Below are 23,080 nucleotides of genomic sequence, written 5' to 3'. Positions count from 1 at the left end.
CAATCCCCTCCACCACCAACTCCGACACCGTCACGCCGCCGTCAGCGCGGCGGCCGACGACGCGCGCCCATACAGCCCAACGTTGATCATCTCAACGCGGCGACCAGACCGCTCGCCACCCTGGTGAATAAAGGCGGCTAGCCCTTCTCTAGCATGGCATTCACAGCCACCCGCGGCGTTCCGGGCGAATGGGTTTCGACCCGCCTACCATTTTCTGGGAATGGCCAAGCCTCCGAGGAGCGATCCAATTGATGCCACCCCGGCACTCAGTCCGGCGGTTATCGCGACGGTTGCCACAAATACGGTAAGCGAGACATCCACGCCGCCGGCCACCTTCTCCAGATCCTCGTCCGACAGCTCGTCCAGGTCGATCTGCGGCTTGGCCGGGATGACGAAGTGGAGGGCGTCGGCGGTTTCCTCGTGAGCGGTCATCACCAGCGTCTCAGGAAGCTTGGTGCCGAGATGCTCCTCGAACATCGCCTTGGGATCGGCCAGGAACTTCGCCTTGAAGTCCTCGTCGGACCACGCGCGGGCGACGATCTTCGCCTCCAGTTCGCGGCGGCTCATCGGGGCGGTTTGCGTTTCGGTTGTCATGGGCGGATCACTCCATTGTCTTGCACAGGGCGACCGGGCTGTTCGTTGCCTGCGTCGGCAACGATGAAAAAAGCTGGCAGGAGGCGTCCTGCGCGACGACCACAAGCGGTTCGGGGAGTTTGGCGCCCCAGTCCTTTTTCAACCATGGCTTTCACAGCCACCTGCCTCGCTCCGGGAGCAGGAGCATCCGCCCGCCTACCACGGCTTTTTATTTAATTTTAAGTCGAGATACATCGATATCTGCATCGCGCTGAGGGTGGCTAGCATGCCGGCGGCAGTAGCGACGATGGAGACGGCGCAAGCCGTCACCACGAGATCCACGCCGCCGGCCACCTTCTCCAGATCCTCGTCCGACAGCTCGTCCAAGTCGATCTGCGGCTTGGCCGGGATGACGAAGTGGAGGGCGTCGGGGGTTTCCTCGTGCGCGGTCATCGTCAGCGCCTCAGGAAACCTGGTGCCCAGATGCTCCTCGAACATCGCTCTGGGGTCGGCCAGGAACTTCGCCTTGAAGGTGTCGTCCGACCAGGCGCGGGCGACGATCTTCGCCTCCAGTTCGCGGCGGGTCATGGGCGTGCCGGCCAAATCATTGCTCATGCGGGTTCCCCTGTCGCTGCGAATCCCAAGGATATTGTAAACAAAAATACCTATGGTCAAGGACAGATTTGATCTGTACCATTGAAATCAACAATCATCAAGGCAAATATCCCGCTCAACTTTCTCGTTTATTGTCGGAAACGATCATGATAAATCTGTTTAACCATGGATAACAGGACTACTAGTTTCAAAATTTCAGGCAATACCTGAAACTATGTTTGAGATTCCGTGCAGGGTTTTTGAGATTCTGTGCAGGTACGCAGGCAGCAGTCCAAGGGAACGGGGGCGATGCGCATAACCGATATTTTGCGAAAAATGCCGGGCGATACCGAATGGACGGCGATGTTCGACCTTTCGGAAATTGACAAAATTGCTGATCCGACGATCGGACAGGCAATGTTCTTCCTGCCGGAGCCCCCGTCGGCGGCTCGGTTCAGCCATGTGGCGCTGACACCGGCAGGCCCCATTCTCGCTCCGTCGGAGGAAGGCGCGCTGACCGCTGCCGACGGCTCGGCGCTGGCGGAACCCGACGGGCCGACGCTGGCCGACGCCTATGGGCCGCGTCTCGACCACCTCGACCACCAGGGAACGGTGTGCGTCGGTTTGGGTCGCCTCGCGCCGTTCGGGCCGGTCGTCCTGGCGGTGACGGGCGACGCAAGCGGCGAGGTCGTGGGCGCGGCCCTGTTCGACGCCATCCCCACCGGCCGCCATTTCGAGCTGCTGGGCGCTTGCGGCGTCCGCTTCCTTGGGGCGGAGCGGCGCGATGGGCAGGTCGTCGCCCGGTTCGGCAACACGCTGTCGCGCCATGTGCTGAGCGGTCTGCTGGCGGGGTTTTCGCGAACCGGCGCCTGCAACCGCTTCTTCCTGCGGCACGCCGACATCGACGCGGATCTGGAGCGTGGTCTGGTCGCGGCCGGGCATGCGCGGGTGGGGGCCGGACGGCGCACCGCGCTGGCGACGCTGATCGGCATGGCCGCGACCGCCCGCCGCTCGCCGCTCGCCATGACCTGCCGGCCGCCGCCAGCCGAAGCGCCCCATCCCTATGGCGATCTCGTTCCGCTCGGCTTCGCGGCCTGCGCGCTGGCCGCGGCAGCGGAGCCGGAGCCCCGCGCCGCCGCGGAGCTGCTGCGCCGTCATCTGAACGCGCGCCGCCAAGATGGGCTGTGGGCCTTCCACACCGGACGACTGGTCACCGCCACCGATTCCGCGCTGATCCTGATGGGCATGAACGACCCGGCGGCGGTGGGCGCGGTGGATCGCTTCACCGACGGGATGGGCGGCATCCTGCCCCAGCTGTCCAGTGACGACGATCGCCCCGGCCATATGCGCCGGAGCCCGGAGACCCGCCACTGGTGTCAGGCCGATTTCGGGACGACGGCGCTGGTCCGCGCGCTGCGCCGCCGCGCCGGTCTCGCGGAGACCACACCGCTGTCCTGGATCGCGGAGCGGTTCGCGACGCGGGGCAGCCTCTATTTCGCCAACCCCTACCTGACCGACTGGGTCACCGCGCTCGCGCTCGCCGATGTGCCGGGAGAGGAGGCCGAGGCCCTCCGCACCCGGCTCGCCGACGAGGTCGCCGCCTCGATGGACGACCGGCACGGGTTCGGCATGTTCGACCCCGCCTTGTCAACCGCGCTTGCCATCCTGACCCTGGCGGCTGCCGGACGCAGGGGGCGGCTGGTGCGCTGCGCCCAGATCCGGCTGCTGGATCTGGTGGGGGATGCCGGACAATGGCCGGCGAGCACGCCCTTCTACTCGACCCTCGATTTGGGCGGGCGGGGCATTCTGGCGCCCGGACTGATCCGGGCCGGCGGTTCGTGGCACGCGCTGTCGCTGTACGAGGACAGCCATGGCCTGATCGGAACCGCGCTGGCCGCCATGGCCCTGTCCCAACCCTGCGATCCGATGCGGGCGGATCTCCCCGACGCGGCGGAGCGGGCGGCGGCGCACCCCCGCTACCGTACGCGGGGACTTGCCGATTACGTCGCGCGGTTCGCGCTGGCTCCCTACACGAACGGCACGATCATGGAGAATCCGCGATGAACGCCCCGACCTTGGCCCCCCATGCCGAGGCCGCGCTTCTCGCCTTGCGTGAGCCGGGTTTGGTCGGCGCCGAAGCCCGTGCCCGCATCCGGACGGTCGCGGAGCAATTGCCCGCCGCATGCAGCCGATTCTTCGGGTTTGAATGCAACCTGGGGCGGGAGGAGGAGACGGCCGATTTCCTCGCCTGCATCATGGGCGAGGAGCCGTACCGGACGGCTTGGCTGACCGCGCTGTCCGACGCGGTCTCCAACGGCGGGCTGGCCGGCGAGGGGGGCGCCGCCGCCGTGTGGACCCGGCTTGCCCGCTTCGTGCGGCGTTGGGCCGATCCCGGCGATCCGCTGCACAGCCGCGTGCGCAACATGTGGGTGGAGTTCGACCTGGACCGCCCGCCCGAACGGCCGGCGGTGCCCAGCCTTTTCATCGGCGCGGAGCGGCTGGGCCGTGGAGACGCCGCGCCGCCCGAGCATGCCTGGCTGATCGGCGCGGTGGAGGACCTCACCGGACTGGCGATGGATGACGGACGCCGGGCGGGTCTCGCGGCCTGTCTGGAGGCCCTGCCCGAGGGGGCGGAGCTGTTCCAGATCGGCATGATGCTTTCGCGCCCGCTCCCCCTGCTGCGGCTATGCGCGACGGGCCTGCCGGCCGAGGCCATCCCCGCCTATCTGGACGCCGCCGGCTGGCCGGGCGACCGGAACCGGCTGCGCGGCCTGCTGGACGATCTGACGCCGCTGGCGGAGCATTTCGCCGTCGATATGGACGTATCGACCGGCCTGCACGCCAAGCTCGGCCTGGAATGTTATCTGGATGCGGGGCCGGATCTGGGCGTGCGGATGACCGCTCTGCTCGACCGGCTGGCGGCCGATGGGCTGTGCGTGCCGGCCAAGCGGGCGGCGCTGCCGGCGTGGTACGGCCTGACGCACGAGAAATGGCGTCGCGACGCGTGGCCCGCCGACCTGAAGGCGGCCGCCGACCGTCCCGGCCCCGGCCACAGCGGCGGCTTCCTGCGCACGGTCAACCATATCAAGATCGTTCTGGACCCGCCCGCTCCGCTGTCGGCCAAGGCCTATCTGGCGGCGCGGTTCTGCTGGATCGACGACCGGGCGCTGAAGCGCGCGCTGTCCGGAGCGACCGGACCATGAGCGACCGGACCATGAGCGCGCCGATGACCGCGACCGCCCCGAAACCCGCTCGCCCCGTGGTGTTCCTTGGCCCCAGCCTGCCGCGCGACGACGCGGCCGCCATCCTGGACGCCGACTGGCGCCCGCCGGCCCGGCGCGGCGACATCCACCGCGCCGCACGCGACGGCGCGCGGGTGGTGGTGCTGATCGACGGCGAGTTCCACGGGTCTCCCTCCGTCTGGCCGCGGGAAATCGTGGATGCGATGGCCGACGGCGTCGCGGTTCATGGCGCGTCCAGCATGGGCGCGCTGCGCGCGGCGGAACTCCATACGCTCGGCATGGTGGGCCATGGCCGCATCTTCGAATGGTACCGCGACGGCGCGATCGAAGCGGACGACGAGGTGGCGCTGACCTATGGCCCGGCCGAACTGGGCTGGCCCGCCCTGTCGGAACCGTTGGTGAACCTGCGCGCGACCCTTGCCGCGGCGTTCACCGGCGCGGCTCTGACCGGCGCGGCGGACCCGGACGATCTGCCATCGCGGACCGAGGCGGACGCGGCACTGGCCCACGCCATCGCTCTTCCCTTCGCCGAGCGCAGCATGGACGCGGTGGCGCGGGCGGTCGGCTCTCCCCGGCTGGCCCGCTGGCTCACCGCCCGCCGCATCGACCAAAAGCGCCTGGACGCGGAAGAGGCGTTGCGCACGGTCGCCGCCGCCTCTCTCGCCCCGCCCCCGCCAAAGATCCGGCGCGCTCCGGATCCGTGTTCTCCCTGGGCGCGTCGGCGTCTCGCGGCGGAGCTGGGGATCGACCGGCCGGATGGGCTCGAGCTGGAGACGGTGGCGCGGCGGCACGGCGTGACCGGCGCGGAGCTGCCGGAGCTGCGGCGACGCCTGTCCCGCCGGTTCTTCGAGGACCGCGCGAGGGCGGAGGGCGCCGCCGATCTCGGCGCATGGATCGCGGACGCCGGCATCCGCCGGTCGGGGTTGGCGGGCGACGCGCTCGCCGATTGGCTGGTTGCCGCCGGACCGGCCCATTTCGGTTATGCCGGCTGGTGCGAGGCCGCGGCGCTCGACGAGCTTCTGCGCGGAGAGCGCCCATGAGCCCGCAAGCCTCGACCGCCCTGACGGTCCGGCACGCCGAGGGCGCCCAGCGCCTCGTCTCGCCGGAGGAGACCCTGGCCCGCGTCATCCCACATCTGCCAACGATCGGCGTCACACGGGTCGCCGACATCACCGGGCTGGACCGCATCGGCATCCCGACCTTCTGCGCGGTCAGGCCGCTGGCCCGGCTGGTCCAGGTGACCAACGGCAAAGGGCTGACCCCGATCGCGGCCCGTGTTTCCGCCATCATGGAGGCGCTGGAGCACGCGCACGCCGAAGATCCGCCGGCCGCGCCGCGGCGGGCGTCCATGGCGGAGCTGACAGCCGAACGCGCCGCGTTCCTGCCGGCGCAGGCGCTGCCGAATTACGTGCCGGGCCTGCATCTCGACGACCATCTGCGGCTTCCCTGGCTGGAAGCCCGCTCTCTCGGGCCGGCGGACAGCGGGGCCACGGTGCTGGTTCCCGCCTGCTCCGCCGTGCCGGTCGAACCGCTGCACGCGATGGTGTCCACCAACGGACTGGCGTCCGGCAACCACATCGTGGAGGCCACGCTCCACGCCCTGTACGAGTTGATCGAACGCGACGCGGTCACCCGGTTCAGCCGGGCCGGGCTGCGCAAGAGCGTGGACGGGGCGTGCATGGTGGATCTCCGCCGGCTGCCGCCCGGCCCGGTGGCGGAACTGGCTGGCAGGGTGGCCGCCGCCGGCGTCGAACTGGTGCTGATCCGGGTCGCGTCGACGGGACCGGCGACGACGATGTGGGCGGTGTTCCTCGATCCGCTCGCGGATCAGGCGTGCTCGCGGGTCAACATGGGCTATGGCTGCCACCTCAGCCCCACCGTGGCCGCCGTCCGCGCGATCACGGAGGCGGCGCAGAGCCGGCTGACCTACATCCATGGCGCGCGCGAGGATTTGTCGGCCGACTCCTACATCCTCACGCCGGCGCACGAGCGGCTTGCCCGCTTCTTCACCGGCCGGCGGGGGGAGCTGGCGTGGGACGAGCTGCCGGATCGGTCCTCCGGCGATCTGGGCCGCGACCTCGACCTCGTGCTGTCGGGGCTGGCCGGGGCCGGGTTCGGCCGGGTGCTGCGGGTCGATCTGACCCGCGCCGCGGTGGGCGTCCCGGTCGTCAAGCTGATCGTTCCAGGGCTGGCCTATCTGGGCGGCTTCCTCGCCAACCACCACGCCCGATAGGCCGCCCCATGCCGTCACATTTCCGATCAATCGTAGCGGAACACCACCTTGCCCAGCCGGTCGCGCGCCAGATAGGTGCGCTCCAGGAAGGCCGCGGTATCGGTCCCCGACAGCACCCGGTCGATCCGCACCGGCAGCCGCCCCGCCGCATGGTCGGCCAGGGCGCGCTCCAGATCGTCGGTCGATCCGATGCAGTTGCCGATGATGGACAGGTTCCTCATCATCACCGTCATCATCAGCCAAGGGCCGACCGGCACCGCGCTGCGCGGAGCCTCGCCGCCCACGACGTCCATGTACTGATCGTAGAGGCCGCAGGTGACGTAGCGCCCGCCGGCCGCCATCAGCAACGGCATGTGCGGAAGATAGAGGTCGAAGTACGGGTCGATCACCCCGTGAAAGCCGCCGGCCTGCGCAACCTGCCGGATGACGGGATGCTCGACCAGCGGCGCTACGGTGGGATCGGCGACCACCAGCGCCCGGATGCCCAACCCTTCAAGCTCCGCGGCGAAGCGGTCGGAGGTGCTCTGGGCGTAGACCTCGTAACCGCGGCCGGCAAGCGCCGCCAACGCGAACAGCGAGGTGTTCGACTTCGCCGCCGTCACCAGGACCCGCGCGCCGGCGGGAAGCTCCAGCTTGCGGATCATGCTGTAGGTGGTCTGCCCGCCGATGCTGAAGGCCGCCGCCGCCTCGTCGGTCATGGCGTCGGGCACGCGCGCGACCTTGCAGCGGTGCAGCACCTGCCGCTCGCGCGAACCGTGGTTGGACGGCACGCCGGCGGCGATGCCCGGCACGCCGGACTCCGGATAGGCGTTGTCGCCGATCACCCGGTCGCCGGGCGCGAGGTCCGTCACGTCGGCGCCCACCGCCTCCACCACCCCGCAGAATTCCGAGCCGATGGCATAGACGGCGCGCGGGCGATCCGTCGTGGCGGCCCGCAGGATCAGGCTCTTGTCCCGATAGTTGCAGGAGAAGGCGATGACCCGCACCAGGACATGCCCCCGATGTTCGGCGTCGGGCAGAAACACCGGATCCGGCCGCTCCAGGATGCCGCACCGCACGGTCACCCCTTCGATGGTGACGGCGCCGAAGCTCCTGTTCCCCGGCTGAGAAGACGCTACATCAGGCCCACATATAAAAAACCCTCTCATGTCCACTCCAGGAAACAAAATATCATGAATTCAGCGATAACACAAAATATTGATGAAATCAAAACAAATAATATTTATGATTTTTGATTGAAGGGAAGAGAATGTCTGGGCGGATAATTACTGAAAATTTGGCATCTCCATCCATTTTCTCGGATGGAGATCTTCGTATCATGGCCGCCCGGGCAAGCCGTCCGGACGAACGGGGCGATCCCTGCTGGCGCGCGGAAGACGTGGTCGGCGCGCCGGATCGGCTGGCGCTTTGGCGCGACGCGGTCGCCAAGGGCAACGAGGGCGTGTTCCGCACGGTAACGGGCTGGCGCGGCATCGACGTCGAGATCCAAGCCGCCCGACTGGCCCCCGTCCGTCTCGTCGAGGGCGCGCCGCTTCCGGACTGGGTGCATCGGTTCCTGGCTCTCCTGGACGATTCGGGCGTGCTCGCCGCGGAGACTCCGTCAGAGATCGTCGAGCGTTTGGCCGCCCACGCCTGCCGTCGGATCGAGGCGCAGAGCGCCGTAGCCGGTCTTGCCGCGGACGCCGTCGCCTGCTTGAGACGGCAAGCGGCGGCCGGCATCGACAGCCTGTTGCGTCCCTCCGCCCAGAGCGTTCAGCCGCCGCCGGGACCGGACGGGTTCGGCGTGCTGTTCCGGCGCTGCCCGGTCCTGGCGCGGCTTCTGGTCGAGTTTCTGGAGCGCTGGACCACCGCCACGGCGGAGACGCTGGATCGGCTGGCGGCCGACCGGCCCTCGATCGTCGCCACCCTGTTCGAGGGCCGGGATCCCGGCCCGGTGACGGCGGTGTCCGACGACAACGCCGACCCCCACGACGGCTGCCGCCGGGTTCTGGCGATCACCTTCGCGGATGGGCGCCGGCTGGTCTACAAGCCGCGCTCGCTGGCGGTGGACGTCGCGGTCGCGGCGCTGGTGGAGTGGTTGGCGGCGCGCGACCGCGGCTTCGACCTGCGCGTGCCCCGCGCCCTGAACCGCGGGACCCATGGCTGGTGCGCCTTCATCGCCCACCGTCCGGCCGCGGATTCCGAGGAGGAAGGCGCGTTCTACCGCCGCTGCGGGCGGCTGCTGGCGCTGTGCTACGCCATCGACATCAACGACCTGCATTACGAGAACATCATCGCCCAGGGCGGCTGGCCGGTGCCCATCGACCTGGAGACCGCGCTGACCCCGCTCCTCGGCGGACCCGACGCGCTGGCGGCGGAGGAGAAGATCAATGAGGCGCTGGGGGCGCTGGCGTTCGGCGTGCTGCGCACGGGTTTGCTGCCGAGCTGGATGACGGCGGGGAGGATGCCCATCGACATGGGCGGCATCAGCGACCCCCGCGACCCCGCCGCCGCCCGCCTGCACCGTCCCACGGCCGGACGCATCGAACCGATTCTCGCCCGGCATGCCCGCGCCATCGCCGATGGATTCCTGGCCGGCTGCCGCACCATGCTCGACCGCCGCGCAGAGCTGCTGGCCCCGGATGGACCGCTGGCCGCGCTGTCGGACGCGCCGCTGCGCTTTCTGTTCCGCAACACTCAGCTCTATGCGCAGCTCCTGCGGCGGTCGCTGATGGTCGACGCCACCGGCGACGCCGCCGATCGCGACATCGTGCTGGAGAAGGTGGCCCGCGCGCTGTGCCTCAGCGTGGAGCGTCCGGCGCATGCCGGGCTGGTGGACGCCGAGAAGCGCGCGCTCGAGGCGCTGGACGTGCCGCGCTTTCAAATTCTGGCGGATGGCCGGACGCTTTTCGATCACACCGGGCCGCTGGGTGAGGTGCCGGTCGCGGCGACGGCGCTGGAACGCGCCCGCACCCGCCTGCAACGCATGACGGAATCGGCCGTCGCCCGGCAGGAGCGGATCCTTGTGCTGGCCCTTCAGGCGCGGGTGGCGGCGACGGCGGACGCGCTGCCGCCGCTTCCGGTGCCCCAGACGGACGAAGCACAGGCGGACCAAGCGCCGGCGGACGCCCGCGTCGCTGCGGCCGTCATGCTCGCCCGTCGCACCGAGGCGGACGTCTTCTTCAAGAGCGACGACGGCATGGTCTGGACCAGCCTGTTTCATTGGGCGGAGCACGATCTGTTCCTGCCCCGCGGACACGATTCCTCGCTGGGATATGGCGGGATGGGAACGGCGCTGCTGTTCGCGGCGCTCCATCCGCTCGACGCTGGCCATCCCTGGGCGGATCGGTGTCGGGCGGCGCTGCGTCCGATCATCGCCGGCCTGGACCTTCCCGCCGCGGCGGAACGCTACCGCAAGGTGCGGCACGATCCCGGATTGATCAGCGGCGTCGCCGGGATCGCCGGCGGGCTGGCGCGGGCGGGCGCCCTCATCGCCTGGCCCGAAGCGACGGACGCGGCGGAGCGTTTGGCGCGGCGTCTTCTCGGCGACAGGGCGCTCGCGGACTACGACGCTCTCGCGGCGCGCGACGGGCTGGCCGGCGCGGTGCTTGGCCTGTCGATGCTGGAAGACGCGCTGCCCGGTCGCGGCTGGCTGGAGGCGGCGATCGGAGCCGGGCAGGTCCTGGACGCCCGCGCCACGCCCGTCGGGCTCGCCGCGCTTGCGACCGCGCGTGGCCGCGCCTCGGCAGGCGTGCCGGACGGGCCGGCGGGGGTGGCGCTGGCAGCCCTGGCCCTTTTGAAGCGGACGGGCGAAGCGGTCTGGGGCGATCTGGCCATACGCGCGCTGAAGGCCGCGCCGGCGGCGGATGTCCTCGCCCGCTGGGACCGCGGCGGCGGCGCATTGGCGGTGCGCGCCATGGCGGTCGATGCCGGTCTTCCCGTCTCGCCGCCGGAGGAGGCCGCTCTGGCCGGACTGGTCGCGGTGGATACGCTGGCCGATCCGGTTCTCCATGGCCGGGCCGGAGCCGCGGCGATTCTGGAAATCGTCGGCGCATCCATGGCGCGACCCGATCTCTCCGCCAGGGCCGCCGCTATCGACGCCGATCTGGCGGCCCGCGCCATGGCCGATGGGCTGCGCCTGTTCCGTCACGATATCCAGGGCGGGGCGCCGGCGGGGCTCTGCCATGGTCGCGCCGGAATCGCGCTCCGCCTCCTGCGCCACGTGCCCGGCGGCATGCCCGACCCGCTTTTCGGGTCCGCCTTTGCCTTTGCGCCGGCCAACCCGAGGGACCATCGATGATCGACACGCGGTTCGCGCGCCATTCCGGCGCGATCGCTGCGGGCGCTTGCGCATTGGCGCTCTGGCTGTGCGCCGCCCCGGCTCCGGCGACCACCATTCAGGAGACGCTGACTGAGGCGTATCGCACGAATCCCGAGTTGAAGGCCGCCGTGCAGACGCTGCGCGCCACCAACGAACTGCATCCGCAAGCGTTGGGTTCGTGGCTTCCCGACGTCAGCGCCAGCGGCGACGCGACCCTGCGCCAGGTGACCCAGCCGCAGGGCAGCGCGACGCTGCGCTATGGCCAGGCTTCCCGCGGGGCTCAGGTGGGGTTCACCCAGCCGATCACCCGGGGCGGCGCCGAGTTCGCGCAGTTGCGGCAAGCCGAGAACCGTATCCGCCAGCAGCGGGCACTTCTCGTCTCCACCGAACAGCGGGTTCTCCAGCAAGCCGCGGAAGCTCATGTGACGGCGCTGGCCAACCGCCAGATCGTCGAGGTCCGGCGCGGCTACCGAAACGCGCTTGGCCAACTGATCGATCTGGCGCGCCGCCAGCTCAATCTCGGTGACCGCACGCTGGCCGACGTTTCCCAGGCCGAGGCGCGGGCCGCCCAGGCCGATGCCGAGCTGGCCGCCGCCGAGGCCGATCGCGACAACGCCGAGGCCCTCTATCGCCAGGTCGTCGGAACCCGGCCCGACCGGCTCCGCCCCGCTGGACCGGCGGTCAACCTGCCGCCCGGATTGGACGCGGTGGAGGATCTGGCGTGGCGGTCCAGCCCTCCGGTGATTGCCGCCGCCTTCGGCCTTGAAGCGGCGGCGGACGAGGTGGACGTGCGAACCGGCGGATTGTTGCCCCGCCTGTCGCTGGAGGGGACCGTGCGCTGGGACGAGCAGCGCTACACGCTGGACGGCTTCCCGTCCGCAGGCCACCAGCGCAACGCCAGCATCGGCATGCGCCTGACCATTCCCCTGTACCAGAGCGGCATCGCCGAATCCCAGGTGCGCGCCGCCAAGTATCGGGCCGGGCAGGCGCGCATGGACCTGGACGCCGCGCGGAGCCAGGCGATCCGCACCGCGGTGGACGCCTACAACCGCCACCGCTCCGCCGCCGTCGCGCTGAAGGCGGTGCGCGCCCAGGTCGCCGCCGCCACGGTGGCGGTGAACCAGCTCCGCCGCCAGGTGGACGCCGGCTTCAGCACCATCCCCGAACTGCTCACCGCGCAACGCGATCTGATCGAATCGCAGGTGTCGCTGGCCCGGACCGAAGGGGCGCTGGTCACCACCAGCTATGAGGTCCTGGCGGCCGTCGGCAGCCTGACCGCCCGCTCGCTGGAACTTCCGATCGCCTATTACGACGTCGAAGGCGAGTACACGCGCACGCGGTGGCGGTTGTTCGGATTGTCGGTGGAGTGATCCCGATCCTGATCGGTCACGGCAGGGCGAGGTTGCGGACCCAATGCCCCAGCCTGAGATCCTCAACGTCCTGAAACGACGCGAAGGCGGGACCATTGACCCCGGCGCGGAACTCGCTGGGCGAAAGTCCGTATACGGCACGGAAGGCCCGGCTGTAGGACCCTTCCGACCGGAACCCCCATTTGAGGGCGATGTCGGCGATCCGCTCCGCTTCCAGCGGCGCCCGCAAGTCGGCCAGGCTCCTGACCAGCCGACGCTTGCGGATGTACGAGGCCACGCCGCCCGCCGCTTCGTACATGCGGAACAAGGTCGCGCGCGACACGCCCAGCGCGGCGACGATGATTTCCGGCCCAAGCTCCGGGTCGTGCAATTGCTGCTCGATAAACCGGCGAACCTGGATGGATAGAGCCGCCCGAACCTTCCGCCGCTCGCCGCTGCGGGACGCGGCATCCTGAAGGCAACCGGCGACAAAGGCCATCGACCGGCCGCCGACCGCCATCGCCTCGTCCGCCCGCAATCGGCCCGCGGCGCGGAACAAGGAAAGCAGGTGATCGGTCAGCAGAATCCCGGCGGCCGACTGCGCCGGCAGCACCAGACCATGCAACGCCTCGGGATCCTCGACCAGCGGTTCCAACGCCGAGCGCGGAAGGCAGAAGGTAACGTTGCTGAACTCGGTCGACAGGGTCGCGCACGGCCTCGACAGGTCGAAAATGCAGATGTCGCCGGCGCCGATCTCGAACTCACGCTCGTCGGCCGCGCCGCGAAAGCCGCCTTTGGCATGCGCCTGGATCAGAAAATGGTCGATGCCGCTGCGGGCGATGGTGCGGTGGGTGCGGGTGAACCTCTGCCGACCCGACACCGTTTTCGTCAACAGCAAGCCGCCGAGATGAAAGGTCTCCAGGCTGCCGCGGAAACGCCGCTCGAAATCATAGTTATCGACGGTTGTGTCGAAGACCACCGACAGTTCTTCCCGCCAACGGAAAAACGCCTGTTCCGGCGCCAGGGCCGCGCTGTCGAATTTCAGTGAGTTTAGCGTCTGACCCAAGGCAGATTGTTCTGTAAGGTGATGACCGTCCATAGCCAGACCGTAATCCGAAAAGAAGGGCTATATCCTTTGGAATGTAGTATCCACACCTCGGCGACTGCAACAGCTCTGTTGCAAAGTTGGCCGGCAGGCGCGAGATGATGGTTACGGGCATCACCGCCGACGCTATGCGTCCTGGAAGTTCGAGCCGCTGGCTGATGAGCTGAACGGCCTCGGCGAGCACGCAGGGTCCGACATTGAAGCCGGGTTCGCTGATTCCCACCAAGGGCGCGGTGATTCCGGCGGCGGTCGGGGTGGATAGCCCCCCTTCACGTAGCACCCAAGGAGAACGAAGGTGATCGAGATCGATGGCGTGGAAGGTGAGGGCGGCGGGCAGGTGCTGCGCACCGCCCTTGCCCTGTTGCTGGCCGACGGCCCGTCGCGTCTGGTTCTGGACGGCGGCACCGACAATCCGCACGCGCCGCCGTTCGACTTCCTGGACCGCAGCCTGTTGCCGCTGCTCGGGCGCATGGGCGTGCCGGCCGAGCAGGTCGGCGGCCGGGCGGCGACGCGTATGGCGGGCTACCTGGCCTCAGGCGCCTTCGCCGGCCCCTAACCGGCCGACCAATTGCTGGTGCCCATGGCCTTGTCCGGCGGTGGCCGTTTCACTACGGTCAAGCCACCACGCCTCGGGACACGATCGGCTGGATCGTGGGAGGCTCAATCATCCGCTCTGGTGATCGGCTCATATCTGCGGGTTTGACGGATCAGCCAATCGCGGAACAGAATGACGTTGGGCTGGTGGGCCTTGCGCTCCGGATAGACCGCATAATAGGAGTCGCCGGAGCGGATAGGCTCGCCAAAGGGCATGTGCAACTCGCCTCGCGCCACTTCCCGCTCGATGTAGCAAACCGGGATTACGGCAATGCCGATGCCGTGGACGGCTGCGTTGATCAGCATGTCGTTGTGGGCGAAGCGGTTGCCTTGGATCCGTCCATTATAGTCCAGCCCGGCCACGCGCAGCCAGTGCAGCCACAGGCTGGGGCGGCTGGCGTTCTGGAGCATCGGGAATTTGGCGAAATCCAGCGGATCCAGCCTTTCACCCGCCGCGATCAGGGTGGGTGAGGCGACGACCACCAGCTTTTCCTCGAACAGCTCGATGGATCGGGTGTGCAGCCAGGTGCCGGCACCGCGCAGGATGGTGATGTCGAGCCGCGTCGTGTCGAAATCCGTGGTCGGCGGTGCCGGCGAGACCTCGATCGGTATATCGGGGTGGGCGGCAATGAAGGAGCCCAGCCGCGCCGGGAGCCAGCGCGAGGCAAGCGTGTGGTGGGTTCCAATCATCAACGAGGACTCTATGCTGCGCCCACGCACGGCGTCGATCGAGATTTCCTGGAGCTTGTCGAGCGCCAGTGCCAGATCGCGGTAATAAGTGGCGCCGACCTCCGTCAGAACCAGGCGGGGGCCGGATCGGTGGAATAGGGTAACACCAAGAAAATCCTCGAGATTCCGTATCTGCCGGCTGATTCCGCTCTGGGTCAGACCAAGATCCTCGGCCGCCTTGGTGAAGTTCATGAACCGCGCCGCCGCTTCGAAAGCGTGCAGTGCCGAAAGGGAGGGAAGATATCGCCGCATGGTCGCCCGCCTGCCAGAGCATGAATAAAAATCATGATAGACCTATTTTTCAATGTTTTTTCCAGCGTGCGTTCTGCGTCATCAAATAGTCTTATCAACGGAACGTCCCGCCCGATGGAAGATGGCCAGGACTGCGGAAAGAAAGCCAGTCCGCTGCCCGGCTGCCGCCTCTGGTTGAATGGATTCCGGCAATATTGAACGGACAGGGGATCGAGATGGTCAGCAGACGGGAGTTCGCCGGACTTGTCGGGATTGCCGCCGCCGGAGCGGCCACGCTGGGGGCGGGCACACTGGCGCTTTCCACGCCGGCCCTGGCCCAACAGCCGGCCGCCGGATCGACCTTCGACCGGGTCCGCGGCACGAAGAAGCTGCGCGTCGCCGGCATCGTCGGGACGGAGCCCTATTATCACAAGGACATCGCCACCGGCGAATGGTCCGGCTTCTGCATGAGCATGGCGCGCGATCTGGCCAAGTCGCTGGAGGCGGAACTGGAGATCAGCGAGACCACCTGGGGCAACGCCGTCCTGGATCTGCAAGCCAACAAGATCGACATCATGTTCGGCCTCAGCCCCACGCCGTCGCGGGCGCTGGTGGTGGAGTTCACGCGGCCGATCATGCAGAACACCTTCACCATCATCACCAAGAAGGGGTTGGAACCGAAAAGCTGGGAGGAGCTGAACAAGCCGGACATCCGCGTCGCGGTGGACATCGGGTCCACCCATGACCTGTTCGCCCGCCGCGTTCTGCCGAAGGCGACGCTGGTCGCCCTGAAGACCCCGGACGAGGCCACGCTGGCCGTCCAGACCGGCCGCGCCGATCTGGTCATCCAGGTCGCCATGCTGTCGCTGGTGACGGTCAAGAAGAACCCGAATGTCGGGAAGATCGTCATCCCCGGCCCGGCCATCCGCCAGCCGACCTGCGCCGGCGTGCGGGCCGAGGACAGCCCGCGTTTCCGCACCTTCGTGGACAATTGGCTGGAATACAACCGCTCCTCCGGCGTGGTCACCGACTGGATCACCTCCAGCCTGGAACTGGTCGGGGTGCGCAAGGAGGACATCCCGTCCGAACTCCAGTTCTGACGGCGGCTGCGGCCTTCCCGCCCCCTGTGGGCGGCTTTCGGCGAGGAGATCAGGGAATGGCCCGACCGCTTGGCATCATCATGCTCGACACCGCTTTCGAGCGGCCGGTCGGCGATGTCGGCAATGCCGGCAGCTGGCCCTTTCCCGTTCTCTATCGGACGGTCTCCGGCGCATTGCCGCGCGATGTGGTCGATGGACGCGAGGGCGGGCTGATGGATGCCTTCGTCGCGGCGGGCGAGGAGCTGATCCGCCAGGGAGCGGGAGCGCTTCTGACCTCCTGCGGCTTTCTGGTGCTGCGCCAGCGCCCGCTCGCAGCCCGGCTGTCGCGGCCGCTGGCCACATCGAGCCTGCTGCAACTGCCGCAGATCGCCGCCATGCTGCCGGCCGGCCGGAAGATCGGCGTCGTCACCTATGACGCCGGCTCGCTGACGCCCGCCCATTTCCACGAGGCCGGCGTGACGGAGTCGTCGGGCCTGCCGCCCGTCGCCGGCCTGCCCCGGGGTGGCGCCTTCCATCGGCTGATCGAGAAGAACGAGCCTTACGACCGGCCGCGCCTGGAGGCGGAACTGATGGCGGCGGTGGAGGCGTTGGTGCGGCGGGAGCCGGCCATCGGCGCCATCCTGCTGGAATGCACCAACCTGCCGCCTTTCTCGGCCGCGATCGCCGCCCGCTTCGGGCTTCCGGTCTTCGATGTCCTGACGCTCGGCCGCTGGCTGCATGCCGGAATCCCGGCGGGCTGACTTCGGAACGGCGGAATTCCGGCCGGACCTCACACACGGGATCGATAGATGCAGTATCAATGGGATTTCGGTTTCCTGCTGCAATACAAGGGTCTGATCGGGGTCGGCGTCCTTTATACGCTTGCCTTCACCATCGGCACGGCGGCGTCCGGACTGGTGGTGGGATGCATGATCGCGCTGGCCCGGCTGTCGAACATGCGCATCGCCACGGCGGTGGTGACCGGCGTCATCGAGATCTTCCGCTGCACCCCTGTTCTCGTACAGCTGGTCTGGGTCTATTATGCGCTGCCGATCCTGACCGGTATCGAACTGAGCCCGTCGGTCGCCGCCTTCATCACGCTGACGCTCTACGGCGCCTCGTTCTTCGGCGAGATCATCCGGGGCGGCATCATCTCCGTCGATATGGGGCAATGGGATGCCGGCCGGGCGCTGGGCATGCGCCGGCACCAGCTGATGGGCGGGGTGATCCTGCCGCAAGCCTTCCGGCGCATGGTGCCGCCACTGGTCAACCAGACGGTGCTCCAGTTGAAGAACACCTCGCTGCTGTCGGTTCTGGCGGTGCCGGACCTGCTCTATCAGGGGCAGTTGATCACGTCGGCAAGCTACCGGCCGCTGGAGACCTACACCATGATCGCCGTCATCTATTTCATCATCCTGTTCCCGCTGACCCGCTTCGCCCACCGGCTGGAAGCGCGGATGAGCCACTGACGGCACGCCACCTGTTGCGGGAGTGAAGAAGACATGTCCGCCCAGAAAATGATCGAGCTTGTGGGGGTTCGCAAATCCTTCGGTAAGGTCGAGGTGCTGAAGGACATCACGCTCAGCGTCGCCAGGGGCAGCGTCGTGGCGCTGATCGGGCCGAGCGGATCGGGGAAATCCACCCTGTTGCGCAGCGTCAATTTGCTGACGGTGCCGGATCAGGGCTTCATCCGGGTCGGCGAACAGGCCCTGGATTTCACCCGCGGGCACCGGTTGCCGGGCGACCGTGAACTGTCGGCTTTCCGCGCCAGGACCGGGATGGTCTTCCAGACCTTCAACCTCTTCCCGCACATGAGCGTGGAGGAGAATGTGATGGCGGGCCCGGTGAAGGTCCTGCGCATGCCCAAGGCCGAAGCACGGACCATCGCCCATGGACTGCTCGCCAAGGTCGGGCTGGCCGACAAGGCCACGGCCCGTCCCGACACGCTGTCGGGCGGGCAACGGCAGCGGGTCGCCATCGCCCGCGCCTTGGCGATGAAGCCGGAGGTGATGCTGTTCGACGAGGCGACCTCGGCGCTCGACCCTGAACTGGTGGGCGAGGTGCTGGCCGTCATCCGCTCGCTCGCCGCGGAGGGCATGACCATGCTGCTGGTGACGCACGAGATGGCCTTCGCCCGCGATGTCGCCGACCGCGTGGTGTTCATGCGCGACGGCTGCGTCATCGAGGAAGGCCCCGCCCGGCAGGTGATCGAGACCCCGTCCCAGCCGGCGACACAGGCGTTCCTCAGCCATTTCCACAACGGGCTGGGGCCGTCCTGATGGCGGTTCCCCTCCCGTCGGGCTGAGCGGCCCGCTTTCTCTTCATCGCGACCATCCGGCTCCGGCTCGTTCACGGGCTGCGGTGAAGGGCGTCCCATGCCCGGTGATCGGTCGCGCGCACCATCGAATTGTCTCAAGACCTGCCTCGGAGGAGGCGCGAAAGGGCGGCAATGCACGTAGTTGTCTCAGGGGCGGGGATCGTCGGCGCCAGTTGCGCGCTGGAACTCGTCCGTGATGGTCATCGGGTGACGATCCTCGAACCGGCTACCCCAGGCGGAAGGCAATCGGCCAGCTATGGTCACGGCTGCTGGATCAGCCCGGCCTCGGTGGTGCCGATGTCGATGCCCGGTCTGTGGCGGCAGGTGCCCGGATATCTGTTCGATCCGCAGGGGCCGCTGGTCATCCGCTGGGGTCATCTGCCGCGGCTGGCCCCCTGGCTGTTCCGCTTCATGATGGCGGGTGCCACCGTCGGCCGGGTCGAACGGACGGCGGCGGCGCTGGCGTCGATCCTGGCCGACAGCCCCGGCCGGCATCTGGCGCTTTCCAGCGAGGTGGGGTGCGGCGAGTTGATCCGGCAGGACGGGCTGCTTTACGCCTATCCCGACCGGCGGGCGTTCGAGGCGGAGGCGCTGTCCTGGCGACTGCGGCGCATGACCGGCTTGAAATGGCGCGAACTCGACCGTGCGGGGTTGGAAGCCCGTGAACCCGGCTTGTCCGACGTCTACCGCTTCGGCGTGCTGGTGGAGGAGGGCGCGCATTGCCGCGATCCGGGGCGCTACGTGTCGGCGATCGTCGCGCATGCGGTGGCGTTGGGCGCCCGGCTGGTGCCTGCCCGTGCCACCGGTTTCGCCTTCGATGGCAGCCGGCTGGCGGCGGTGGAGACCGATGGCGGCCCCATTCCCTGCGATCGGGCGGTGATCGCATCGGGCATCCGATCCAAGGCGCTGGCCGTTGCGGCCGGCGACCCTGTCCCGCTGGAGGCCGAGCGCGGCTATCATGCCGTCGTGGAGGACGGGTCGGCCGGCCCTCTCCATCCGGTGATGCCCAGCGACGGCCGGATGGCGAACACGCCGACCGCCGATGGATTGCGTCTGTCGGGGCAGGTCGAACTGGCGTCCATCGACGCCCCGCCCAACTGGAGGCGCGCCGACATCCTGGTCGACCATGCCAAGAGGACCTATCCGGGACTGCCGGGCGGGGCGGAGGCGGTGCGCGATCGCTGGATGGGACATCGCCCCTCGACGCCGGACGGCCTGCCGGTGATCGGTCCGGCGTCGCGTTCCTCCGACATCATCCATGCCTTCGGCCATGGCCATGTCGGCTTCGCCAGCGGGCCGATCACCGGCCGCATCGTCGCCGATCTGATCGCCGGCGCCAGTCCGGTCCGCGATGTGGCTCCGTTTGCCGCCAGCCGTTTCGCCTTTGGCCGGACCTAGGTCCCGCCCTCACCCCTCAAGATAGATTTCGCTTCCAAGGAGAAGATCACGATGCGTGGCGCGGATATCCTGGTGGAGATGCTGATCGCCTATGGGGTCGATGTCGTGTTCGGCGTTCCGGGCGACACCAACGTGCCGTTCTACGAGGCGCTGCAAGAGCGCGAAGGGCGGATCCGCCATGTCATGGCGCGTGACGAGCGGTCCGCCGGATACATGGCCGACGCCTATGGGCGCTTCACCAGCAAGCCGGCGGTGTTCGAATGCCCGTCGGGCGCCGGCGCCATGTATTCCCTGCCGCCCGTCGCGGAATCCAACGCCTCGTCCGTGCCGGTGATCCTGCTGACCATCGACATTCCCCTGCCGGGAGAGGGGCGCGGCGTCCTGACCGAACTTGACTGCGCCCGCCTGTTCGAGCCGATCACCAAGATGTCGGTGCAGGTGAAATCGGCCGAGAAGCTGCCGGAAATCCTCAGGCGGGCCTTCCGTGTCGCCTGTTCCGGCAAGCCGGGCGCCGTCCATCTGCAAATCCCGGAGGACATGCTGCGCGCCGAGGTCGATCCGGCCCGCGTGTCCTTACATGTCGAAGAAGAGTGCGCCAGCTTCCCGGCCTTCCCGACACTGCCGACTCCGGACACGCTGCACCGGCTGATGGCGCTGTTGTCGGCCAGCGAGCGGCCGCTGATCGTCTCGGGTGGCGGGGTGAACCGGTCCTGCGCCGGGCCGGAGGTGACGGCGCTGGCCGAGCGGTTGAACATTCCGGTCTGCACCACCATGACCGGCCAGGGCACCATGCCGGACGATCATCGTCTGGCGGTCGGGGTGATTGGCGACAACGGCTTCCATCCTCATGCCAACTGGGCGCTGGAGCATGCCGACTTCGTGCTGTTCGTCGGCTCGAAGATGGGATCGGTGGTGACCATCGGCTGGACTTTCCCGAAGATCACGCTGAACAAGCGCGTCGCCCAGATCGACATCGATCCGGAGATCATGGCGAACAATTACGAGAATGTCCTGTCGGTGCCGGGCGACGCCAAGCTGACGCTGGCGCAGCTGATCGACCTTGCCCCGGCCGACCACGATCGCGGCAAGACCCAGCCCTGGGTCGATGAACTGAACGGGCTGCGCGCGGAGTTCTGGCGCAACGCCGAACCGCTGCTGAATTCGGACTCCCTTCCCTTGCGGCCGGAGCGGGTGGTGCGCTGCTTCAACGAGGCGCTGGAGGCCCATGGCAAACCGGCGCACATCTATTCCGATGCCGGAACGCCGACCCCTTACATGACCCGCTTCCTGAAACTGAAGGACCGCCGCACCCGCTTCGCGATTCCGCGCGCCTTCGGCGGCCTCGGCTCCGCACTGCCGGCCACGGTCGGTGCCTGGTTCGCCGACAAGGAGCGCCGTCCCATCGGCATGTTCGGCGACGGTTCCTTCGGCATGGCGGTGGGCGAGCTGGAAACGCTGGTCAGGTTGCAGGTGCCGGCGATCCTTCTGCTGTTCAACAATGGCACCTTCGGCTGGATCAAGGGGCTTCACCGGCTGCGCGGCCACAACCAGTGCTTCAGCGTGGATTTCATGCCGCCGCAAGGTCAGGCCATCGCCGAAGCCTTCGGGGTCAGGGCGTGGACGGCCCGGACATCGGTGGAATTGGACAAGGCGCTGGCGGAAGCCTTCGCCTACGACAGCGGCCCCTGCCTGATCGACATCCATGTCGAATCCATCGCCGATCGGGTGCCGCCGGTCTATTCCTGGCTGTCCAAGCGCGGCCGGGATCCGCTCGCGGTCGAAAGCGAGGAGGTCCGGTACGCCTGACCATTCATGATGTCCTGTTCCGGCGCTGTCCCGTGGCACGGGTCAGCACCGGTACCAGTCTTGGGCGCCCGCGTTCTTCGCCCAAGCCGCCGATGTCGAACCAGGGCGGGTTGCTTACGCTGGCGTTCCTCTCCGCACTCAGAAGCCGGAGTCGGGCCGGGCCTTGGCGGCAGTGAGGGTGTTGCGCAGCAGGCAGGCGATGGTCATAGGGCCGACGCCGCCTGGAACCGGCGTGATGTGGCCTGCCACGCCCAGTGCGGCATCATAGTCGACGTCTCCGACCAGACGCGACGTGCCGTCCGGACCCGCGGCGCGGTTGATGCCGACATCGATCACGGTGGCGCCCGGTTTGATCCAGTCGCCCTTGATCAAGCCAGGACGGCCAACCGCGGCGATCAGGATGTCGGCCTGCCGGCATTCCTCGGCGAGGTCGCGAGTGTGGGAATGGGCGATTGTGACCGTGCAGTTCTCCTGCAGGAGAAGCTGTGCCATAGGCTTGCCGACGATGTTCGAACGGCCCACCACCACGGCTCGCAGACCGGACAGGTCGCCGAGGACGTGCTTCAGCATCAGCAGGCAGCCCAGCGGTGTGCATGGCACCAGTGCGTCAAGTCCGGCGGCGAGGCGGCCGGCGTTGACGACGTGGAAGCCGTCGACATCCTTGGCCGGATCGATGGCGTCGATGACGGCATTCGTATTTATGTGGGCAGGCAGGGGCAACTGCACGAGGATGCCATCAACCGCCGGATCGGCATTCAGCCGCCTGACCAGCGCGATGAGGTCGGTCTCCGCGGTGTCGGCAGGCAACCGGTGCTCGAAGGACCGCATGCCTGCGGCAATGGTCTGCCGGCCCTTGTTGCGGACGTAGACTTGGCTGGCGGGATCTTCGCCGACCAGGACGACGGCGAGGCCCGGTGCCCGTTTGCCGGCGGCGCTCAGACCGGCCACCTCAGCGGCGATGGCTTCGGTAAGGGACGCTGCGAAGGCTTTGCCGTCGATGATCGTGGTTTCAGGTTCCGACACGGTCGGTGCCATGGACATGCGCATGGTGATCCCCATCGCTTTTACGGTTGGGCGTCTATGGGAAAGCCGGTTCGCCGCGACGCCGCTGCGGGGGCCCGGCTGCGCGACCGGCGGACCACTATCCCGGCGGCATCGGCATTGGCGATGGCTTGGGGTTTCTCGATGCGGATGCGGACGGCCAGGATACGGGTGTCCAACAGCAGATCCCCGGCAATCTCGTGTGCCAAACGCTCCACAAGGTTGATATGGCCACGCGCAACCACCGTCCGCACCCTGTCGGCCACCGCCGCGTAGCAGACGACCTGCGCAAGATCATCGCTTGCGTCGCCCCGGTCGGCGACCGTCAGGTCGAGGTCCAAACGAATTGGTTGGCGCCGACCTCGCTCCTGCGGCCAAGCGCCGATCTCCGCTTCGATGACGAGCCCGCGGATGAACAGGCTGGCGCAATGTCCGTTGTCGCTGGTCAAGGCGCGGAGTGGGCGGTGGTGCATGGATTTGGCTCCGCCG

20 protein-coding genes are annotated in these 23,080 nt (G+C 68.2%); 13 read left to right on the top strand and 7 right to left on the bottom strand.

Features of this window, described 5'->3' with window-relative positions; genetic code table 11:
* Positions 1-204 precede the first annotated feature (204 nt).
* Both AZL_RS20535 and AZL_RS20530 read right to left on the bottom strand, forming a co-directional pair.
* A complete protein-coding gene (locus tag AZL_RS20535) occupies positions 205-594 on the bottom strand; it encodes an NHLP leader peptide family RiPP precursor (RefSeq protein WP_012976387.1) in 390 nt (129 codons plus the stop codon).
* Between the two features lie 195 nt (positions 595-789).
* Positions 790-1,188, bottom strand: a complete 399-nt coding sequence (locus tag AZL_RS20530; RefSeq protein WP_012976386.1) for an NHLP leader peptide family RiPP precursor — start codon at positions 1,186-1,188, stop codon at positions 790-792.
* A gap of 396 nt (positions 1,189-1,584) precedes the next feature.
* Here AZL_RS20530 and AZL_RS20525 point away from each other — a divergent pair, with 396 nt between their 5' ends.
* The 4 genes from AZL_RS20525 to AZL_RS20510 are packed head-to-tail and all read left to right on the top strand — an operon-like array spanning position 1,585 to position 6,642.
* A complete protein-coding gene (locus tag AZL_RS20525) occupies positions 1,585-3,231 on the top strand; it encodes a hypothetical protein (protein WP_148219511.1) in 1,647 nt (548 codons plus the stop codon).
* Positions 3,228-4,370, top strand: coding sequence for a hypothetical protein (locus AZL_RS36375; RefSeq protein WP_012976384.1), 1,143 nt, complete (start codon positions 3,228-3,230; stop codon positions 4,368-4,370). The genes AZL_RS20525 and AZL_RS36375 overlap by 4 nt, the downstream gene beginning before the upstream one ends.
* Positions 4,367-5,449 carry a TfuA-like protein gene (locus AZL_RS35710; RefSeq protein WP_052293718.1) on the top strand — a complete coding sequence of 361 codons (1,083 nt, stop codon included), beginning with the start codon at positions 4,367-4,369 and terminating at the stop codon, positions 5,447-5,449. Before AZL_RS36375 ends, AZL_RS35710 begins: the two co-directional genes overlap by 4 nt.
* A complete protein-coding gene (locus AZL_RS20510) occupies positions 5,446-6,642 on the top strand; it encodes a YcaO-like family protein (protein WP_012976382.1) in 1,197 nt (398 codons plus the stop codon). The genes AZL_RS35710 and AZL_RS20510 overlap by 4 nt, the downstream gene beginning before the upstream one ends.
* Positions 6,643-6,668: 26 nt before the next feature.
* Here the strand turns inward: AZL_RS20510 and AZL_RS20505 are convergent, their stop codons facing one another.
* The gene (locus tag AZL_RS20505) at positions 6,669-7,700 is read right to left on the bottom strand and encodes a quinone oxidoreductase family protein (RefSeq protein WP_158306000.1); all 1,032 of its coding nucleotides are present in this window, start codon (positions 7,698-7,700) and stop codon (positions 6,669-6,671) included.
* A gap of 260 nt (positions 7,701-7,960) precedes the next feature.
* On the opposite strand from AZL_RS20505, the gene AZL_RS33545 reads away from it, so the two are divergent.
* Positions 7,961-10,921 (top strand): DUF4135 domain-containing protein, encoded by a 2,961-nt coding sequence (locus AZL_RS33545; protein WP_052293716.1) that lies wholly within the window; start codon positions 7,961-7,963, stop codon positions 10,919-10,921.
* Positions 10,918-12,312 carry a TolC family outer membrane protein gene (locus tag AZL_RS20495; RefSeq protein WP_012976379.1) on the top strand — a complete coding sequence of 465 codons (1,395 nt, stop codon included), beginning with the start codon at positions 10,918-10,920 and terminating at the stop codon, positions 12,310-12,312. The genes AZL_RS33545 and AZL_RS20495 overlap by 4 nt, the downstream gene beginning before the upstream one ends.
* A 16-nt stretch (positions 12,313-12,328) precedes the next feature.
* Here AZL_RS20495 and AZL_RS20490 read toward each other — a convergent pair whose 3' ends face one another.
* Entirely contained in the window at positions 12,329-13,390 is a 1,062-nt protein-coding gene (locus AZL_RS20490; protein ID WP_012976378.1) for a helix-turn-helix domain-containing protein, read from the bottom strand.
* 301 nt (positions 13,391-13,691) lie between these two features.
* Here AZL_RS20490 and AZL_RS37680 point away from each other — a divergent pair, with 301 nt between their 5' ends.
* Positions 13,692-13,952: an RNA 3'-terminal phosphate cyclase gene (locus AZL_RS37680; protein ID WP_012976377.1), complete on the top strand. Its 261-nt coding sequence runs from the start codon at positions 13,692-13,694 to the stop codon at positions 13,950-13,952.
* Between the two features lie 104 nt (positions 13,953-14,056).
* Here AZL_RS37680 and AZL_RS20480 read toward each other — a convergent pair whose 3' ends face one another.
* Complete coding sequence (locus tag AZL_RS20480) at positions 14,057-14,971, bottom strand: LysR substrate-binding domain-containing protein (RefSeq protein ID WP_012976376.1); 915 nt, start codon at positions 14,969-14,971, stop codon at positions 14,057-14,059.
* 215 nt (positions 14,972-15,186) lie between these two features.
* Here AZL_RS20480 and AZL_RS20475 point away from each other — a divergent pair, with 215 nt between their 5' ends.
* The 6 genes from AZL_RS20475 (at position 15,187) to AZL_RS20450 (ending at position 21,550) form a co-directional block, all read left to right on the top strand.
* The gene (locus AZL_RS20475; RefSeq protein ID WP_012976375.1) at positions 15,187-16,050 is read left to right on the top strand and encodes a transporter substrate-binding domain-containing protein; all 864 of its coding nucleotides are present in this window, start codon (positions 15,187-15,189) and stop codon (positions 16,048-16,050) included.
* Between the two features lie 26 nt (positions 16,051-16,076).
* The gene (locus tag AZL_RS20470; RefSeq protein WP_012976374.1) at positions 16,077-16,790 is read left to right on the top strand and encodes an aspartate/glutamate racemase family protein; all 714 of its coding nucleotides are present in this window, start codon (positions 16,077-16,079) and stop codon (positions 16,788-16,790) included.
* Between the two features lie 48 nt (positions 16,791-16,838).
* Positions 16,839-17,498, top strand: coding sequence for an amino acid ABC transporter permease (locus tag AZL_RS20465; RefSeq protein ID WP_012976373.1), 660 nt, complete (start codon positions 16,839-16,841; stop codon positions 17,496-17,498).
* Between the two features lie 33 nt (positions 17,499-17,531).
* Positions 17,532-18,308: an amino acid ABC transporter ATP-binding protein gene (locus AZL_RS20460; RefSeq protein WP_012976372.1), complete on the top strand. Its 777-nt coding sequence runs from the start codon at positions 17,532-17,534 to the stop codon at positions 18,306-18,308.
* A 170-nt stretch (positions 18,309-18,478) separates the two neighbouring features.
* Positions 18,479-19,744, top strand: coding sequence for an NAD(P)/FAD-dependent oxidoreductase (locus AZL_RS20455; RefSeq protein ID WP_012976371.1), 1,266 nt, complete (start codon positions 18,479-18,481; stop codon positions 19,742-19,744).
* A 51-nt stretch (positions 19,745-19,795) separates the two neighbouring features.
* Positions 19,796-21,550, top strand: a complete 1,755-nt coding sequence (locus AZL_RS20450; protein WP_012976370.1) for a thiamine pyrophosphate-binding protein — start codon at positions 19,796-19,798, stop codon at positions 21,548-21,550.
* A 138-nt stretch (positions 21,551-21,688) separates the two neighbouring features.
* Here AZL_RS20450 and folD read toward each other — a convergent pair whose 3' ends face one another.
* Both folD and folB read right to left on the bottom strand, forming a co-directional pair.
* Positions 21,689-22,585, bottom strand: a complete 897-nt coding sequence (gene folD / locus AZL_RS20445; protein WP_012976369.1) for a bifunctional methylenetetrahydrofolate dehydrogenase/methenyltetrahydrofolate cyclohydrolase FolD — start codon at positions 22,583-22,585, stop codon at positions 21,689-21,691.
* A gap of 29 nt (positions 22,586-22,614) precedes the next feature.
* Positions 22,615-23,040, bottom strand: a complete 426-nt coding sequence (gene folB / locus AZL_RS20440; protein WP_158305999.1) for a dihydroneopterin aldolase — start codon at positions 23,038-23,040, stop codon at positions 22,615-22,617.
* Positions 23,041-23,080: the final 40 nt, after the last annotated feature.

Origin of the sequence: Azospirillum sp. B510 (assembly GCF_000010725.1) — a bacterium.
GTDB classification, from domain to species: Bacteria; Pseudomonadota; Alphaproteobacteria; order Azospirillales; family Azospirillaceae; genus Azospirillum; species Azospirillum lipoferum_B.
Note: the sequence above shows the minus strand (reverse complement) of the source record. Positions and strands in the feature narration are given on the sequence as shown.

What these genes read in the sequence shown, in the direction of transcription:
- AZL_RS20490 (WP_012976378.1), bottom strand. Translation starts at nt 13,390, where the DNA reads ATGGACGGTCATCACCTTACAGAACAATCTGCCTTGGGTCAGACGCTA.
- AZL_RS20460 (WP_012976372.1), top strand. Translation starts at nt 17,532, where the DNA reads ATGTCCGCCCAGAAAATGATCGAGCTTGTGGGGGTTCGCAAATCCTTC.
- AZL_RS20495 (WP_012976379.1), top strand. Translation starts at nt 10,918, where the DNA reads ATGATCGACACGCGGTTCGCGCGCCATTCCGGCGCGATCGCTGCGGGC.
- folD (WP_012976369.1), bottom strand. Translation starts at nt 22,585, where the DNA reads ATGGCACCGACCGTGTCGGAACCTGAAACCACGATCATCGACGGCAAA.
- AZL_RS20535 (WP_012976387.1), bottom strand. Translation starts at nt 594, where the DNA reads ATGACAACCGAAACGCAAACCGCCCCGATGAGCCGCCGCGAACTGGAG.
- AZL_RS35710 (WP_052293718.1), top strand. Translation starts at nt 4,367, where the DNA reads ATGAGCGACCGGACCATGAGCGCGCCGATGACCGCGACCGCCCCGAAA.
- AZL_RS20510 (WP_012976382.1), top strand. Translation starts at nt 5,446, where the DNA reads ATGAGCCCGCAAGCCTCGACCGCCCTGACGGTCCGGCACGCCGAGGGC.
- AZL_RS20480 (WP_012976376.1), bottom strand. Translation starts at nt 14,971, where the DNA reads ATGCGGCGATATCTTCCCTCCCTTTCGGCACTGCACGCTTTCGAAGCG.
- AZL_RS20525 (WP_148219511.1), top strand. Translation starts at nt 1,585, where the DNA reads ATGTTCTTCCTGCCGGAGCCCCCGTCGGCGGCTCGGTTCAGCCATGTG.
- AZL_RS20455 (WP_012976371.1), top strand. Translation starts at nt 18,479, where the DNA reads ATGCACGTAGTTGTCTCAGGGGCGGGGATCGTCGGCGCCAGTTGCGCG.
- AZL_RS20465 (WP_012976373.1), top strand. Translation starts at nt 16,839, where the DNA reads ATGCAGTATCAATGGGATTTCGGTTTCCTGCTGCAATACAAGGGTCTG.
- AZL_RS20475 (WP_012976375.1), top strand. Translation starts at nt 15,187, where the DNA reads ATGGTCAGCAGACGGGAGTTCGCCGGACTTGTCGGGATTGCCGCCGCC.
- AZL_RS33545 (WP_052293716.1), top strand. Translation starts at nt 7,961, where the DNA reads ATGGCCGCCCGGGCAAGCCGTCCGGACGAACGGGGCGATCCCTGCTGG.
- AZL_RS20450 (WP_012976370.1), top strand. Translation starts at nt 19,796, where the DNA reads ATGCGTGGCGCGGATATCCTGGTGGAGATGCTGATCGCCTATGGGGTC.
- AZL_RS20530 (WP_012976386.1), bottom strand. Translation starts at nt 1,188, where the DNA reads ATGAGCAATGATTTGGCCGGCACGCCCATGACCCGCCGCGAACTGGAG.
- AZL_RS36375 (WP_012976384.1), top strand. Translation starts at nt 3,228, where the DNA reads ATGAACGCCCCGACCTTGGCCCCCCATGCCGAGGCCGCGCTTCTCGCC.